Source organism: Brevundimonas sp. SH203 (genome assembly GCF_002157625.1).
Taxonomy (GTDB): domain Bacteria; phylum Pseudomonadota; class Alphaproteobacteria; order Caulobacterales; family Caulobacteraceae; genus Brevundimonas.
Genome location: NZ_BDMM01000001.1, coordinates 400,118 through 416,804, shown reverse-complemented (window position 1 = coordinate 416,804; position 16,687 = coordinate 400,118). Strand labels below are relative to the sequence as shown.

Here is a 16,687-nt window from a genome sequence, read left to right as displayed (position 1 = left end):
GTTTGGAGCTGAAGGAGCACGCGCCATGCGCCGCGTCGTCGTTACGGGCATCGGTCTGCTGACCCCCCTGGGCTGGGGTGTCGAGAAGAGCTGGCAGGGCATCGTCGAGGGGCGTTCGGGCATCGGCCCGATCACCGCCTTCGACACCGAAGGCTATGGCTGCACCATCGCCGGCGAGGTGCCGAGCGTGGATGGACGCGGCGGCGGCGGCGAGGGCGACTTCGACCCCGACAAGATCATGTCGCCCAAGGATCGCAAGCGCGTCGACGACTTCATCCTGTACGCCATCGCGGCGGCGGACGAGGCCCTGGCCGACGCCGACTGGAAACCAGAGACGGACGAGGACCGTGAGGCCACAGGCGTCATGGTCGGCTCCGGCATCGGCGGCCTGGGCCCCATCGCGGACACGGCCATCGTCCTGAAGGAACAGGGCGTGCGGCGCGTCAGCCCCTTCTTCATTCCCTCGGCCCTGATCAATCTGGCGTCGGGCCAGATTTCGATCCGCCACGGCCTGAAGGGGCCGAACCATTCCGTCGTGACGGCTTGCGCCACCGGCGCCCACGCCATCGGCGATGCGGCGCGGATGATCGCCCTGGGCGACGCCGAGGTGATGGTGGCGGGCGGCGCCGAAAGCTCCATCGTGCCGATCGGCATCGCCGGCTTCCTGGCCTGCAAGGCGCTCTGCACCGCCTATAACGACACGCCCGAGACGGCGTCGCGCCCTTATGACCGCGGCCATGCCGGTTTCGTCATGGGCGAGGGCGCCGGGGTCATGGTGCTGGAGGAGTACGAACACGCCAAGGCGCGCGGGGCTAAAATCTACGCCGAGGTCGTGGGTTACGGCATGAGCGGCGACGCCTATCACATCACCGCCCCGTCCGAAGACGGCGACGGCGGCCTGCGGGCGATGAAGATGGCGTTGAAGCGGGCGGGGATGCAGCCGTCCGATCTGGATTACGTCAACGCCCACGGCACCTCGACCATGGCCGACTGGATCGAGCTGAAGGCTGTCGAGCGGCTGGTGGGCGACCATGCGCCGAATGTCGCGGTGTCCTCGACCAAGTCGATGACCGGCCACCTGTTGGGCGCGGCGGGCGCCATCGAGAGCATCTTCTCGGTCCTGGCCATACGCGACCAGATCGCGCCGCCGACGATCAATCTGAACGACCCCGAGATGGAAACCCCTATCGATCTGGTCCCCAACACGGCCAGACCGATGAAGATCGACGTGGCCATGTCCAACAGCTTCGGCTTCGGCGGCACCAACGCCTCGGTCATCTTCAAGAAGGTCGACTGAGTGTTCGGGCGGGGACGGGTCGAAAAGTCGGGAGGACGGTCGGGATTCACGGTCTCGCTGCTGACCGCATCGGCGACCTTCGGCCTGTTCCTGCTGGTGGCGCTGATCGCGGTCTGGGCCGTCTATTACGCGCCCGGCCCGTCGGCGCGGCAGGGCGACAAGACGGTCGTGACCTTGGCCAGCGGCTCGGGCGTCTCGGCCATAGCCGCCAAGATGAAGGCCGAGGGCGTGATCCGCTCGACCGACCTGTTCCGCGCGGCGGCGACCCTGACCGGGGCGGATCGCCGATTGAGGGCCGGGGAATACGAAGTGCCGTCGGGCATGTCGCTGGCGGGGGTGTTGAACCTGCTGGTCGAGGGGCGGGTGGTGCGCCATTTCGTGACCCTGCCGGAAGGCTGGTCGTCGCTTCAGGCCGTCGACATCCTGAACAAGGAAGCGGTCCTGACGGGCGCAGTTGCGGACACGCCTGCGGAAGGCAGCCTGTGGCCCGACACCTATGAGGTCTCGCGCGGCGACACGCGACAGTCGGTGATCGACCGGATGCAGCGCGCGGCGACGGAGAATCTGCGTCAATTGTGGGCCCAGCGTTCGCCCGCGACCGTGGCCCGCACGCCGGAAGAGGCGGTCGTTCTGGCCTCCATCGTCGAAAAGGAGACGGGCCTGGCGGCGGAGCGGCCCCGCGTGGCGGCGGTCTTCTCCAACCGGCTGCGCGCCGGAATGCGGCTGGAGAGCGATCCGACCATCGTTTACGGCATCACCAAGGGGCGGCCCCTGGGGCGTGGCATCCGACGTTCGGAACTGTTGGCGGCGACGCCATGGAACACCTATCAGATCAACGGCCTGCCGCCGTCGCCGATCGCCAATCCCGGCGTGGATGCGCTGAAGGCCGTGTTGAACCCGTCGGCGGACCCGGCCCTGTTCTTCGTCGCGGACGGGTCGGGCGGTCACGCCTTCGCCCTGACCTATGAGGAGCATCAGCAGAACGTGGCTCGCTGGCGCCAGATCGAGCGTCAGAAGGCCGGTCTGCCGCCGGAAGACCCCGCGTCCGTCGCGCCGGGCATGAATCCGGCGCCGATGATGTCGCCAGAACAGGCCGCGACGGGCCAGGCGACCCTCACCTTGCCGGCCGGCGCCAGTCAGGGGGCGAGATGAACGTGCTTTCAGGCATGACCGGCTTCGGCCGGGCCGACGGGGCGGGGGAGGACTGGACCTGGTCGGTCGAGGCCCGCTCGGTCAACGGACGCAATCTGGAGGTCCGCTTCCGGGGACCGCACGGTTTCGACGCCGTCGAGCGGGCGGCCAAGGCGGCGGGCCAGGCGCGGTTCGCACGCGGCCAGGTCAGCATCGGCCTTCAGGCGAAGCGAACGGATGCGGGCGAAGCCTCGGTCGTCATCAATGCGGCGGTGCTGGCGCGCTATCTGACCCTGGCCAACGAACTGGCCGAGGACGGGGCGACGCCGCCGTCGGCGGACGGTCTTCTGGCCTTGCGCGGCGTGATCGAGGCGCCGGAAGAGGTGGACGATCCAGAAGCGCGAACGGTTCTGGAAGCCGCCATGGCCCGCACGGTGGAGCAGGCGCTGGACGCCCTGAAGGCATCGCGCCAGCAGGAGGGCGCGCTTCTTGCGCCGGTGCTGGAGGACTTCATCGGCCGGATCGAGGCCCTGACGGCCCAGGCCGAAGGCGAGGCCGCCGCCCAGGTCGAAACGATCCGCGAGCGGTTCACGCGCCGCATCAAGGAACTGGCGCCCGACGCGCCGGGCCTGGACGAGCGGATTTTCCTGGAAGCCGCCGCCCTGGCGACCAAGGCCGATGTGCGCGAGGAACTGGATCGGCTGACGGCCCATGTTGCGGCCGCGCGCCAGCTTGTGGCCTCGGCGCCAGCCGGGCGGAAACTCGACTTTCTGATGCAGGAATTCATGAGAGAGGCGAATACCCTCTGCTCGAAATCGGCTACGACCGCGCTCACCGGAATCGGCCTGGAGCTCAAGGCCGTCATCGAACAGTTGCGTGAGCAGGTCCAGAATGTCGAATGAACGCACGCCCCGCCGGGGCGTCCTCCTGATCGTCGCCAGCCCTTCGGGCGCCGGCAAGACGTCGCTATGCCGCCGATTGATGGCGGATCACAAGGGACTTGAGCTGTCCGTCTCCATGACCACGCGCGGCATTCGGCCGGGCGAGGTGGACGGGCGCGACTATCATTTCGTGGACCACGACCGCTTCCAGAAGCTGATCGACGCCGACGCCTTCCTGGAATGGGCGGATGTCCACGGCAACCGCTACGGTAGTCCGCGTGGGCCGGTGGATCGCGCCCTGGCCGAGGGTCGCGACGTGCTGTTCGACATCGACTGGCAGGGCGCGCGCGATGTCGCGGAAAAATGCCCGCAGGATGCGGTGCGGGTCTTCATCCTGCCGCCCAGCCTGGAAGAGTTGCGCCGCCGCCTGGTGACGCGCTCGCAGGACTCGGAGGCCGTGATCGAGCGCCGCGTGGCCAACGCAAAAGGTGAAATCGAACACTGCGACGCCTTCGACTATGTGCTGGTCAACGAGGATTTCGACCGATCCTACGCCGAGTTGGCCCACATCTATCATGCGGAACGCTCGCGCCGGTTCAGGAACCTGTGGGTCGGCGACTACAAGGCCGCCCTGCTGCGCGAAGCGGTCTGAGAAAACGCCGCAGACTGTGGAGCCTGCGGCGTTCGGGTACTCTACGCAACGCTACTGACCGCCTTCTGCCCGATGGGGAGAAATCGGAAGGTAAACAGGTGGGTAGGTAGGATTCCCTAGTCGCGGCGATTTACGTCCTGTTCGCCCTCTCGCCCCTAAGGTCGAGAGCAATGAGGGCGTCATGACAGTTTTGGACACGATGGGACCGATCCTGGGAGGCAGCGCCAGGGAGCGCGTCAAACAGGTGCCCGTGCGTCTGCTTCTGGCGGCCGTCATGGCTTGGGCGCTGAATAGCGGCGGCATGATCCAGTGGATTCCGCTGTGGCTGACCGTCGCGCTGATCGTTCAGGGATTCGAGCTGTTGGCCATGGCGCCGTTCCGGCGGGCGGAGCCATCGACGGATCGGTTGGCGATCGTCCTTGCGCTGATCTCCACGACCCTGATGTCCACGCTGTTCGGCGGAATGGCGCTGATCATCTGGACGACCGATCACCCCGCGCTGGTGACGCTGGCGGCCCTGACCCTGGCGGGGGGACTGCTGACCAATGTCGCGTCGGGCATCGGATCGCGCGTCCTGTTCTTCATCGGCGGCGGGCCCTATCTGTTTTTCCTGGCCCTGATGCCGATGATCCGGCTGGTGCAGGGCGACACGCGCGGCGTGGCCGTCATGACCCTGTCGGCGGCGCTGTTCGCGGGCATGATGCTGAACATCTATTGGCGGGTGTATCACGCGCGGCAGGCCGAGGTGCAGTCGCGCGCGGAGGCGGAACGGCGTCTGGAGCAGGCGCAGATCGCCATGGCCGACCGCGCCTCCATGGCCGCCATCGTGAGCCATGAGCTTCGCACGCCGGTTAGCGCCATCCTGGCCGGCGCCCATGTCATCCGCGACGACAAACTGCCCGAAAAGCGCGCCGAGACTGCCGAACTGATCATCGACGCCGGCCGGTTGATGACAGGAATGCTGAACGACCTCCTGGATCACTCCAAGATGGAGGCCGGGGCGATGACCATCGAAAGCCGGGACTTCGAACTGGGCGAACTGGTGCGCGACACGGCCCGTTTCTGGAGCGCCCCGGCGAGCGAGAAGGGCCTGGTTCTGGAGTTGGCGGTCGATCACGACGAGGCCGTCTGGCTGCGAGGCGATCCCTATCGCCTGCGCCAGATCATCAACAACCTGATCTCCAACGCCATCAAGTTCACGCCCGTCGGCGTCATCCGGCTGGAGGTCGCAGCGCCACGGGCAGAGGAACGGTACAGCCTGACCCTGACCGTCGTGGATCAGGGCGCCGGCATCACACCGGAGGCGATGGGGCGGCTGTTCTCGCCCTTCGCGCAAGGCTCGGCCGAGGTGGCGCGCACCTATGGCGGGACGGGGCTGGGCCTGACCGTCAGCCGGGAGCTGGCGCGGTTGATGGGCGGAGATCTTACGGTGTCGAGCGCGCCTGGCGAGGGCGCGGCCTTCAGCCTGTGCGTCGATCTGCCGGCGGGGCAACCGACGGAGGCGCAGGGCGGCGTGGACGGCGCGGGGCCGACCCTGGCGCGGCGTATCCGCGTCCTGGCCGTGGACGACCACGAAATCAACCGCCGCACCATCGCCTTGGTGCTGCAACCGCTGGAGGTCGATCTGGCGACCGCCTCTGACGGTCATCTGGCCCTGTCGCTGCTGGCCGAACGCGCCTTCGACGTGGTGCTGATGGACGTCAATATGCCGGGCATCGACGGGAACGAGACGACGCGCCGCCTGCGCGCATCCGATGGGCTGAATGCGGCCGTGCCGGTGATCGGCTTCAGCGCCGGGACCGAAACGGAACAGGTGGAGGCTTGCTACGCCGCCGGCATGACCGACTGGTTGCCCAAACCTCTTGAGCCCAAGCGGCTGTACGAAGCGCTGCACAGGGCGACGTCGACGGCGGACGCCGGGTCAACCGCGAGCGGCGAACCAGGGACGAAGGCGGCTTAGGGCGTCCTCGATCTCCGGCGTCGAAACGGCGAAGCTGAAGCGGATGAAGCGTCGCCCGTCGACGGGATCGAAATCGACGCCGGGCGCGGTCGCGACGCCGGTGTCGCGCAGCATCTGCTCGCAGAAGGCGACGCTGTCGTCGGTCAGATGGCCGATGTCGGCCCAGATGTAGAAGGCGCCGTCCGGCGGGGCGATCTTCTTTAGACCCAGCGCAGGCAGGGCCTCCAGCATCAGGTCGCGATTGCGGGCGTAGGTCTGGATGTGGCCTTCAAGTTCGTCTGTCTGGTCCATGGCGACCAGACCCGCGTGCTGGCTTAGCGACGGCGGGGTCAGGAACATATTGCCGATATAGGCGCGGGCCGCCGCGATCTGCGCTTCTGGAACCAGAAGCCAGCCTAAGCGCCAGCCGGCCATGCTCCAGTATTTGGAGAAGCTGTTGATCACGATGGCGTCCGGCGCGAACTGCAGCATGGACGGCGTCGGGCCGACATAGCTGAGGCTGTGATAGATCTCGTCCGAGAGGATGGCGATGTTGCGCTGGCGGCAGACGGCGGCGATGGCGGCCAGTTCATCCTCAGGAATGATGGTCCCGGTCGGATTGGCCGGGCTGGCGATGATGACGCCCGCAGGCGCAGGCTCCAACGCCTCCAACTGGGCGGCGGTCAGCTGAAATCGGGTTTCCGGCCCGCAGGCGATTTCCACCGGCTCCAGATGCAGGGCGCGCAGGGTGTTGCGATAGGCGACATAGCCTGGCCGGGCCAGGGCGATGCGGTCGCCGGGACGGAACCTGATGCTCAAGGCCAGAACCAGCGCAGGCGACGCGCCATTGGTCAGGATGATCCGCTCGGGCGCGACGGCGACACCGTACCGTTCGTCATAAAGGCGGGCGATGCGGGCGCACAGGTCGGGGCTTTCCCAATAGCCCATGGCGTCCTGGTCCAGCACCTGATGGGCGCGGGCGATGGCGGCGGCGGGCGCGCCGGTGGACGGCTGGCCGAACTCCATATGGATGATCGACCGGCCCTCGGACTTCAGCTGGTGCGCCAGACGGCTGACGGATATGGCGCGGAAGGGTTCGACGGTCATGTCAGGTTCTCAGGCCAGGGCGTCCGCCAGCCGCAGGAAGCCCGCGACATCGATGGTCTCGGCGCGGGCGTCGGGTTCGATGCCGGCGGCCTCGCACAGGGCGGCGCCGCCCAGTTGCTTCAGGCTGGAGCGCAGCATCTTGCGGCGCTGGCCAAAGGCGGCGGCGGTGACGCGCTCCAGCTTTTTCAGGCGTTCCGGGCTGGGGCGTTCGGCCAGCGGAACCAGATGCACGACGGCCGAGGCGACCTTGGGCGGCGGGGTGAAGGCGGCGGCGGGCAGGTGCATGACGATGCGCGCGGTGCAGACGGCCTGGGAGATCACGGCCAGACGGCCATAGGCGTCCTCGCCGGGACCGGCGGCGACACGCTCCGCAACCTCCTTCTGGAACATCAGGGTCAGGCTGTGCGGCAGCCACGGGCCGGTCAGCCATTTGATCAGCAGGGCCGTGCCGACGTTGTAGGGCAGGTTGGAAACCAGATGGGCGGGGCCGGTGACCAGATCGGCCTCCTCCACCTTCAAGGCGTCCGCCTCGACGATTGTCAGTCGGCCCGAAACGTCGTCCAGTTCCGACAGCAGGGGGATGAAGCGCGGGTCCTTTTCGACCAGAACCACGGGACCGGCGTCGGATTCCAGCAGGGCGCGGGTCAGGCCGCCGGGGCCGGGGCCGACCTCGATCACGGCGCGACCCTCGAACGGGCCGGCGAGGCGCACGATCTTGCGGGTGACGTTCAGGTCCAGCAGGAAATGCTGGCCGAAGCTCTTCTTGGCCGAAAGGCCGTGAGCGTCGAGGGTTTCGCGGAGGGAGGGGAGGTCGGTCACGACCGTCTGTTAGCGCGCGGCGCGCGCCGCCGCCATCTCCGAAGCCAGACGGATGGCGGCGATCAGGCTGTCGGGGCGCGCGATTCCCTGACCTGCGATGTCGAACCCCGTGCCATGGTCGGGCGAGGTGCGGATGACCGGCAGGCCCAGCGACACGTTCACCCCGCCCCAGAAGTCCAGCGTCTTGACCGGGATCAGGGCCTGGTCGTGATACATGCAGATGGCGGCGTCATAGGTCGCGCGGGCCTCGTCATGGAACAGAGTGTCGGCCGGTTTGGGATCGGTGATGTCGATACCCTCGGCGCGCAGTTGATGGGCGACGGGGATCAGGATCTCGATCTCCTGAAGCCCCAGGGCGCCGCCTTCGCCCGCATGAGGGTTCAGGGCCGCCATGGCCAGACGGGGGCGCGCGATGGCGAAGTCGCGCTTCAGGCTTTCATGCACGACGCGCGCGGTGCGCGCGATGCGCTCGGCCGTGACCAGTTCGGGGGCCTGATCCAGCGCGACGTGGATGGTGACGAGACAGGCGCGCAGGTCCCGCGCCGTCAGCATCATCACCGGCCCGCGCGTGCCGGCATAGGGCGCGTCGGCGGTCAGTTCGGCAATGAACTCGGTATGGCCCGGAAAGCGGAAGCCCGAGGCGTACATGGGCGCCTTGGCGATGGGGGCGGTGACGACGCCCGAGGCCTCGCCGGACAGGGCGAAACCGACCGCCTCTTCGATGCCGTCGGCGACGGCCAGGGCGTTGGCGGGATCGGGGCGGCCGACCTCGACCGGGGCGGGAAGGGGGCGATGGATGACGGGCAGGGCGCGGGCGAAGCGGTCGGCGGCGTCGCCGGGCGTGTTGACCTCGACCACAGGAACGCCCTGCGCGCGCATCACAGCGGCGTCGCCGATGACCGCAAAGGCCATCGGTTCGTCTTTCAGGGCGGTCCAGGCGGCGGCGACGATCTCTGGTCCCACGCCGGCGGGTTCGCCCAGCGTCAGGACCAGAGGCGCGACCGATTGCGTCACTTGAACTCGATCAGGGCGTCGCTGCGCAGGTCGCGCAGATAGCGCCGCTCCAGAACCTGAAGGTTCTGCGCCCGCAGGCGGTTTTCGACCTGCTGACGATTGGGGGCCTCGGGGCCGCCGACGCGACGACCGCAGACGGCGACCAGGTGCAGACCCAAGGGCGTGCGAATCGGGGTGGAGACAGCGCCCAGTTCGCCGGTGCGGGCGAACTGCTGGAACTGGGGCGCCAGGTTGGCCACGTCGGCCTCGCCCAGGTCAGCGCCGATCACGCCCTCGGTCGCGCGGGCCTGCGACAGGATGTTGTCGCAGGTCAGGCCGGTCCGCATCGCCTGAAGCTTCTGAGTGGCGGCGGCCACATCGGCTTCGGACGCGGTTTCGGGCAGTTCGACCATGACCTGACGCAGCGACACCAAGCTGGTCGAGGCGCCGTCGCGCTTGTCGCGCAGGTAGAGGATATAGACCCCGCCATCGACCACGATGGGGTTGGACAGTTGGCCGGGCTGGAGCTGATCGACCACGGTCTGGACGGCCGGCTGCAGCGAATCGCGCACGACCCAGCCGGCGTCGCCCGGCACGCGGGCGTTGGCGGAGGGCGCCGAGGAGAACTGCTGGGCCACGGCCTGGAAGGGCGCGCCCTGGATAATCTGCTGCACCAGTTGACGCGCGCCGTTCAGCGCCGCCTGCGGGCCGCCGACGCGCGAGGCGTCGATGTAGATTTCGCCCAGCAGGAACTGGGGCTTGGAGGCCGCCTCGTTCAGGCGACGCAGTTCCTGATCGACCTGCAGGCTGCTGGGGCGGGCGCGGCTGTTGAAGCGGCCGGGCACCAGCTGGCTCCAGCCGATCTGGGTGCGCAGGTTGTCGCGGAAGGCGGCGGGCTGGATGCCGCCCTGTTGCAGGAACTGCAGATAATTGGCCGGAGTCGTGCCGGCGGCGCGGGCCATTTCGGCGATTTCCTGATCCACCTCTTCGTCGGTGACTTTCAGGCTCTCGAACTTGGCCATTTCCTGATTCTTGAGGCGATCCTCGATGAGGGCGTTCAACGCCGCCTGCTGGATCGCGGGCAGGTTCTGTTCGGTCGGCTGGACCTGAGACGACGCGATCAGCATCAGCATCCGCTGGCGCAGATCATAGCCGGTGATGATCTTGTCGTTGACGGTGGCGACGATGCCGTCGGCCATTTCGAACTTGGGCTCGGCGCGGGCGGTCGTGGGGGCTTCCTCGGCCGCCGGATTCGGCGCGCCGGCCGCGACGCCCTGGGCCGGAATCTGAGCCGGAGTCTGGGCCGGGCCTTGCGGCCGAGCCGCGGCCGTCTGGCCATGGGCCGAACCGGCGAGCAGGAGCGCCGCGAGCGCAGCCCCCGTCGAATAACGCATCAAACCCATTGCTCGTCCTGATTCCTCACAGCGGTCCGCCAGCCAGACGGGCAGGCGGTCGCGCCCCGTAAAGCGTCATGCTCAACGCATCTCGCCCTGTCCATAACCTGAACCTCCGAAAGTGGCGAGGTTTAGGCGCACATAGATGCCGTCCGATGGTCCGCCGGGCCGCGCGCGGGTGTTGTCGCGGCGATAACCCAGCTCGAACCGGAAGCAATCGTCGTCGAACAGCAGGCCGACCTCGGACCGGGTGATCTCGTTCTGGTCCAGATCGGCGATGCCGGCGACGGTGAAGCCCCAGTTGCGATACAGGAACTGCTGACCCGCCAGCTGCACGAACTGATAGTTGCGGTTCAACGGCCCGTTCACCGGGTTCGACTGATCCAGGATGTAGCTGACGGTGGCCAGGTTACGGCGGCCCCAGCGTCCGTCCAGCGCGGCCTCGGCCCGGCGGACCTGGCCCGATCCGTCCACGGTGGCGTGGAACCAGCTGCGAATCCGATCCGACGGAGAGAAGTCGCCCTGCACCACCCAGTCGGAGGTTTCGGACGCCAGACCCGTGGGATCATACAGGCGCGCGGGCGCATCGGGAATGGAGGTCTTGAAGTCGTCCTGCTGCTGGAAGCGATAGCTGCGGCCAATGAACAAGCTGGCCTTTCGCCCCTCGGACCAGCGGATCGTGGCGCGTCCGCCGGCAGTCAGACGCGCGCCGCCCTCCAGCAGGTCGAAGCCGGAGAAGCGATCCATGCGAAACAGGGAGGATTCGTCCAACTCCAGAACCTGGGCGTCCTCGATGGGAATGCGGGGGTCCAGATTGACCTTGTTGGAGACCGAGAACTGACCGACCGGCTCCAGGATGATGTCGGCGTCGCCCACGCGCTTGATCAGCGGATAGGTCACGTCCACCCCGGCGCTGAGGCGCGAACGGCTGATGGTGGCGTCGCTGTCGATCCCCATCATCGGCGGCAGGTCCGACATGGAATAGAAGTCGACGCGGGTGTCCACGAACGGCTCGACGCGCAGCCCGACCGGCAGGATGACGGTGCGCCGCCATTCCAGCTGGCCGGTGATGCGGCGGCTGTCCACACCGTTCAGGCCCGCCGTGACCGGCGGCACGATTTCGGGGTTCAGGATCGGGGCGCCGACGAAGCTGTCGCGATACAGCGACACCGCCGAACCCTTCAGACGCAATCGTCCGCCCATGACCAGCGCGTGCGGCTCCCATCGCGCGTCGATCAGGGGCGCGACCAGCGGCAGGGTGTGGTCGTCCTCGAACACCTTGAAGCCGTTGGCGTCGCGGAAGTCGGTGGCGGCGTAGGCGGGGTCCAGGCGCAGGCTCTGGATGGAGAAGGCCGCGACCGACACATAGGAACGGTCGGTCTGATGCTCGGCGTAGATCTGGCTGATCAGCCGGCGGCGGTCGCCGTAATAGAGGCCGTTGTCCTGATAGGGCGAACGGACATCATAGCGGTCGAACAGCGTCTTGTCCGACGTGCGTTCCGCCGTGAAGCCGAAGCGCCAGGGACCGTCGGGATCGAACTCTCCGTGCGACAGCAGATAGCTGCGGTTCTCGCGGTCGCCGAAGCGGACGTTGCTTTCCAGCCGACCGTCGCCGTTGATGTCGAAGTCGCCGAAGTTGCGCTCGTTGGTATAGCCGCCGCGCGCTACGATCATCCCATCGGCGAACCGACGGCGCCATTGCAGGTTCAGCAACGGGGCGACCTTGGTGTTGATCTGCGGGCTGATCAGCCAGTCTTCGGACGGCGAGACGACGTGGAGATAGGGAACCTCCACCGACACGCCCCGGCCTTCGTCGAAGTTGACGATCGGCACCAGCACGCCGGACGCTCGCTCGACCGACGGATCGGGGTGGGCGAAGAAGGGTGTGTAGAAGACCGGCAGCGGGCCGATGTAGAAGACGGCGTTCCGATACAGGATGGCGCGAAGCTGTTCGTCCTGAACCACCCGCTCGGCCTGGATCGAGATGGTGGGGCGACGCGGGCCGTTGGCGTCGCACAGCGGGCAGGGTGTGAACCGGGCGTAGTTCAGCTCGTTGACGTTTTCGCTGCGACGCACGGCGGTCGCGGCCATCAGGCTGGCGCCGTTCGCCAGGCGGGTGGCGAAATCGACGGCGACCCCGGTGGTCAGGTTCTGGTCCAGCTCAAGCAGGCTGGCGTAAACCACCGTGCCGTTCGGCGCGATGGCCTCGACATGACCTTGGCCCGTCGCCGAGCCGGCGTTTAGATCATAGGACAGGTTCTCGCCGCGCAGCACATGACCGCGCGTGCGCACATAGGCGCGGTTCTCGGGCGTGCCGCTGACCACGATAGAATCGCCGATGCGCTGGGCGTTGTCGGCGTCCACGAAGACGGCGTTCGGCGCCAGGCCGTCGGACGGCGCGGCGACCTTGACGGCGGGCGGCGTCGTCTGGGCGAGGACCGGCGTGGCCAGGGGCGCGCAGGCGAACAAGGCGGCGCCGGCCAGAAGCCTTGCTCTGAAAGCGTTGCGGCGCCGATCGTGGCGATCACCCTGCATAGGCCATCCGTATTCTGAGAAGCGAGCGCCCGATTAGCCGTCTTCGGTATAGAACAGCAAGGTAAAGGCTGCGAGCGCCGTCAGAACCGGCGGCAGCCACGCGGCGATAAAGGGCGCCACGACCTCGGCCGAGCCCATGGCCGACGAAAACTGGTTCAGGAAGAAGAAGGCGAACCCAAGCACTACGGCCGCCGCGCTCATCCGCGCCAGGTCGCCCAGGCGCATCAGGCGCAGCGAGAAGGCGGCCGCCAGGATCGACATGGCCGCGAACACCAGCGGCGTGGCGAGAAGCTGCTGGAAGCGCAGGCGATAGGCGGTCGAGGTGAAGCCCGCATTCTCGATGCGCCGGATCTGATTGGGCAGGGACCAGAAGGGCGTCGACTGCGGCCGGGCGAACCGTTCGAACGCCTCTTCGTCGGCCAGGCTGGAAACCAGGGTCAGGCTGGAATAGCTGACGGCGCGCTGGCCGATCTGGGCGCCGACCGCGTCGGTCAGCCGCCAGCTGCCGGCGTTCAGCGACGCCGACTTGGCGTCGATCCGTTCGGAAAAGGTGCGGCCGCCGCCGGGGGCGGTGGTGTAGATGAAGAAGCTGACGTCCAGCAGGCGGGCGTTGGCGCGGTCCTGGCGGCCGGCGCGAATGATCATCTGGCGTTGATCGTCGCCTTCGCGCAGCCAGATGGCCGCGTTCGGATCGCCGCCGGGCGCGGTGCCGGAGATACGGGCCCGCTCGCGCTGCCACAGGCCGTCGCCGGCCGAAGCCAACGGCCCCAGCACCGTCACCGTCAGTATGCCCAGGACGAAGGCCATGCCGGCCGCCGGCAGCACGAACCGCCAGGCCGAGACCCCCGCCGCCCGCATGGCGATCAGTTCGCTGCGCCGGTTCAGACCGATGAAGGCCGATAGGGTGCCGAACAGGAAGACAAACGGCGTCAACTGCAGAATCACCGAGGGCGACTTCAACAGCACCAGGCCGAAGATGCGCACCGCCGACAGTTCCTGGTTCGACCCCAGGCCGCGCGACACCTCCACGAAGTCGATCAGCATGACCAGGGCGGCGATCACCGCCAGCGATACGGCCAACGACTTGGATTGCTGAACCAGGACATAGCGTTCGATGACGTCCAGGCGCGGGATATGCGGGGATCGACGGACAGGCGCGGTCGAGCGCGGGGTGACGGCGGTCATGCGAACCTCGCCTTCAGATCGCGCAGGACGCGGGCGGTGCGGCTGCGACGCGGCTTCAGGGCGCGGAACAGGACCCGCATGGAGATCGCGATGGCGAGGATGGGCGCCAGATACTGCAGCACGTTCAGGCTCGCGTTCCAGGCGCCGCTGGCGACCAGGCCGTAGCCGACGACCCGCAGCAGCAGGAACAGCCCCGCCGCCTTGGCGATCCGCAAAGTATAGCCGGTGCGGCTGAACGATCCGCCCAGAATGGCCGACAACGCCAGCGCCATGGCGACCAGGGCGTAGAGGGGCGAGGACAGACGCGAATGCGCCTCGGCCAGCAGCTCGCCGCGGGTGCCGGCAACCTCAAGGATCTTGGGCGAAGGGTTCAGCAACTGCCGCAGATAGAGGTCGGTCGGCTTGTAGCGCAGGGTGTCGGTCACGCCGACGAAGGGCGCCAGCGAGAAATCGTAACGCCCGAAGGACAGGGTCTCCAGCACCCCGCCGGACGAATAGCGCTGGGCCGAACCGTCGATCATGGTCAGGACCGGCGTGCCGGCGGCGTCGCGGCTGAACCGGGCCTCGGCGGCGTTCCAAGTCGTGACCTTGTTCTTGTCATCCAGATAGACGAACAGGTTCTTCAACAGGCCGTTCTGTTCGATCTGCTGCACATAGACGGTCAGGCCGTCAGGCCCCTGAACGAATTGGCCCTCCTCGACCAGCAGGGCCGCCAGGTCGGTGCGGATGTCGAAGGCCTGGCGCCGCGCCTCCTGCTGCGCCCAGGGCAGCAGGAAGATATTGACCAGCAGAGTGACCAGGGCGACCAGCACGGCGATGCGGGCGGCAGGCGAGATCACCTGCCAGCGGGTCATGCCGCCGGCGAAACTGGCCGTCAGCTCCTGCTCGCGCTGCAGCCGCGTCAGGGCGATCAGGGCGCCGACGAACAGGCCGATGGGCAGAATCACCGCCAGCAGCTGCGGCAGGGCCAAGAGCGTCAGCTTGACCATGATCCACACGCTCTGGCCCCGTTCCACGATCACCTGGAGTTGGTCGAGGCTCTGGCTCAGAATTCCGATTCCCGCCAAGGCCGCGCAGGCGGCGACCACCGGGAACAGGATCTGGCGAAAAAGGTATCTTTGAATCAGGGTCATGGGCGGATGGACTTCGCCCGGTTGCAGGCGGCGACATTGAGGCGCATCTAGTAGCACATCAGGGCGCGTCGGCGACAAGCGGACGCGCCATTGTCTTTCTAGTCTTTAAAAGAGCCGGGTGGGGCCTGGCTGGAGTTGATTGAATGAAGATCGAATTCATCGCCGCCGTGGACGCCGCCGAAATCGTCGCGGTTCCGGTATTCGAAGATCGCGCCCTGACCGCGGCCGGTTCGACGCTGGACGGCAAGGCGGGCGGCGCCCTGACCAAGGCGATGACCAAGGGCCGTTTCACCGGCAAGACGGGCCAAAGCCTGTTGATCGCCGCCCCGACGGGCGTGGACGCCGATGCGGTGCTGCTGATCGGTGCGGGCGACAAGGCCAAGCTGGACGATCTGGCGGTCGAGGCCTTCGCCGGTTCGGCCTATGGGGCGGTCAAGCTGTCGGGCGCCGAGGTTCTGACCATCGACGCCTCGGACCTGACGCCGGAACAGGCGGCGCGCGCCGGTTTCGCCGCGCGTCTGGCCGCCTATCGCTTCGACAAATACCGCACCACGCAAAAGGCCGACAAGATTCCGTCGATCACCGCCGTCCGCGTCGTGACCTCGGACCTGCGGGCGTCGGAGGCGGCGCTGGAGCCGCTGTCGGCCGTGGCGGACGGGGTGATCTTCGCCCGCGACCTGGTGTCCGAGCCGGCCAACGTCCTCTATCCGGCCGAGTTCGCCAAGCGCGTCAAGGCGCTGGAAAGCCTGGGCCTTGAGGTCGAAATCCTCGGCGAAGCCGAGATGGAGAAGCTGGGCATGCGCACCCTGCTGGGCGTCGGCCAGGGCAGCCGTCGCGAAAGCCAGCTGGCCGTGATCCAGTGGAAGGGCGGCGAGGCGGACGGTCAGCCCATAGCCTTCGTCGGCAAGGGCGTCTGCTTCGACACCGGCGGCATCTCCATCAAGCCGGCCGACGGCATGGAGGACATGAAGTGGGACATGGGCGGCGCGGCCGCCGTAACCGGAACCATGATCGCCCTGGCCGGCCGCAAGGCCAAGGTCAACGCCGTGGGCGTTCTGGGCTTGGTCGAGAACATGCCTGACGGAAACGCCCAGCGTCCGGGCGATGTGGTGGTGTCCATGTCGGGTCAGACGGTCGAGGTCATCAATACCGACGCCGAGGGCCGCCTCGTCCTGGCCGACGCCCTGTGGTACACGCAGGGCCGCTTCAAGCCCAAGTTCATGATCGACCTGGCCACCCTGACGGGCGCCATGATCGTGGCGCTGGGCCTGGATTACGCCGGCGTCTTCTCCAACTCCGACGATGTGGCCGATCCGATCCTGGCGGCCGCCAAGAAGGTGGGCGAGAACTTCTGGCGCATGCCGATCCCCGCCATCTACGAGCAGCACATCGATTCTAAGATCGCCGATGTGAAGAACACCGGCAACGGCCGCGCCGGCGGCTCGATCACCGCCGCCCTGTTCCTGCAACGCTTCACCAACGGTGTGCCGTGGGCGCACCTGGACATCGCACCCACCGCCTGGGCCAACAAGAGCCCCAACCCCACCGTGCCCGAGGGCGGCGTCGGCTTCGCCGTGCGCACCCTGGACCGCATGGTGGCCGACACCTACGAAGCCTGATC

The 16,687-nt window shown here is 67.6% G+C and carries 13 protein-coding genes; 6 read left to right on the top strand and 7 right to left on the bottom strand.

All coding sequences use genetic code 11. From position 1 onward, the window contains the following. The first annotated feature begins 25 nt into the window (after positions 1-25). From fabF to SH203_RS02000, 5 genes are all read left to right on the top strand, one after another. Positions 26-1,297 (top strand): beta-ketoacyl-ACP synthase II, encoded by a 1,272-nt coding sequence (gene fabF / locus SH203_RS02020; protein ID WP_087119195.1) that lies wholly within the window; start codon positions 26-28, stop codon positions 1,295-1,297. Further along, on the top strand, positions 1,298-2,449 hold the full coding sequence (mltG, locus tag SH203_RS02015) for an endolytic transglycosylase MltG (protein ID WP_087119194.1): 1,152 nt from the start codon (positions 1,298-1,300) through the stop codon (positions 2,447-2,449). Beyond that, on the top strand, positions 2,446-3,330 hold the full coding sequence (locus tag SH203_RS02010) for a YicC/YloC family endoribonuclease (protein ID WP_087119193.1): 885 nt from the start codon (positions 2,446-2,448) through the stop codon (positions 3,328-3,330). Before mltG ends, SH203_RS02010 begins: the two co-directional genes overlap by 4 nt. Beyond that, on the top strand, positions 3,320-3,961 hold the full coding sequence (gene gmk / locus SH203_RS02005; protein WP_087119192.1) for a guanylate kinase: 642 nt from the start codon (positions 3,320-3,322) through the stop codon (positions 3,959-3,961). Before SH203_RS02010 ends, gmk begins: the two co-directional genes overlap by 11 nt. 181 nt (positions 3,962-4,142) lie before the next feature. Then, entirely contained in the window at positions 4,143-5,921 is a 1,779-nt protein-coding gene (locus SH203_RS02000; protein WP_087119191.1) for an ATP-binding protein, read from the top strand. Here the strand turns inward: SH203_RS02000 and SH203_RS01995 are convergent. The 7 genes from SH203_RS01995 to SH203_RS01965 all read right to left on the bottom strand — a co-directional run bounded on the left by SH203_RS01995 (position 5,883) and on the right by SH203_RS01965 (position 15,066). Beyond that, complete coding sequence (locus SH203_RS01995) at positions 5,883-7,007, bottom strand: pyridoxal phosphate-dependent aminotransferase (RefSeq protein WP_087119190.1); 1,125 nt, start codon at positions 7,005-7,007, stop codon at positions 5,883-5,885. The genes SH203_RS02000 and SH203_RS01995 overlap by 39 nt on opposite strands. 9 nt (positions 7,008-7,016) lie before the next feature. Beyond that, a complete protein-coding gene (gene rsmA / locus SH203_RS01990; RefSeq protein WP_087119189.1) occupies positions 7,017-7,826 on the bottom strand; it encodes a 16S rRNA (adenine(1518)-N(6)/adenine(1519)-N(6))-dimethyltransferase RsmA in 810 nt (269 codons plus the stop codon). Positions 7,827-7,835: 9 nt separating this feature from the next. Further along, positions 7,836-8,840: a 4-hydroxythreonine-4-phosphate dehydrogenase PdxA gene (gene pdxA, locus SH203_RS01985; protein WP_087119188.1), complete on the bottom strand. Its 1,005-nt coding sequence runs from the start codon at positions 8,838-8,840 to the stop codon at positions 7,836-7,838. Further along, positions 8,837-10,222 (bottom strand): peptidylprolyl isomerase, encoded by a 1,386-nt coding sequence (locus SH203_RS01980; RefSeq protein ID WP_234989345.1) that lies wholly within the window; start codon positions 10,220-10,222, stop codon positions 8,837-8,839. The genes pdxA and SH203_RS01980 overlap by 4 nt, the downstream gene beginning before the upstream one ends. Before the next feature lie 72 nt (positions 10,223-10,294). After that, positions 10,295-12,748 carry an LPS-assembly protein LptD gene (locus tag SH203_RS01975; RefSeq protein WP_087119187.1) on the bottom strand — a complete coding sequence of 818 codons (2,454 nt, stop codon included), beginning with the start codon at positions 12,746-12,748 and terminating at the stop codon, positions 10,295-10,297. Between the two features lie 33 nt (positions 12,749-12,781). Further along, a complete protein-coding gene (gene lptG, locus SH203_RS01970) occupies positions 12,782-13,933 on the bottom strand; it encodes an LPS export ABC transporter permease LptG (RefSeq protein ID WP_087119186.1) in 1,152 nt (383 codons plus the stop codon). Continuing rightward, positions 13,930-15,066 carry an LptF/LptG family permease gene (locus SH203_RS01965; RefSeq protein ID WP_087119185.1) on the bottom strand — a complete coding sequence of 379 codons (1,137 nt, stop codon included), beginning with the start codon at positions 15,064-15,066 and terminating at the stop codon, positions 13,930-13,932. Before SH203_RS01965 ends, lptG begins: the two co-directional genes overlap by 4 nt. Positions 15,067-15,209: 143 nt before the next feature. Here SH203_RS01965 and SH203_RS01960 point away from each other — a divergent pair, with 143 nt between their 5' ends. After that, positions 15,210-16,685 (top strand): leucyl aminopeptidase, encoded by a 1,476-nt coding sequence (locus SH203_RS01960; protein WP_087119184.1) that lies wholly within the window; start codon positions 15,210-15,212, stop codon positions 16,683-16,685. The last annotated feature ends 2 nt before the right edge of the window (positions 16,686-16,687 follow it).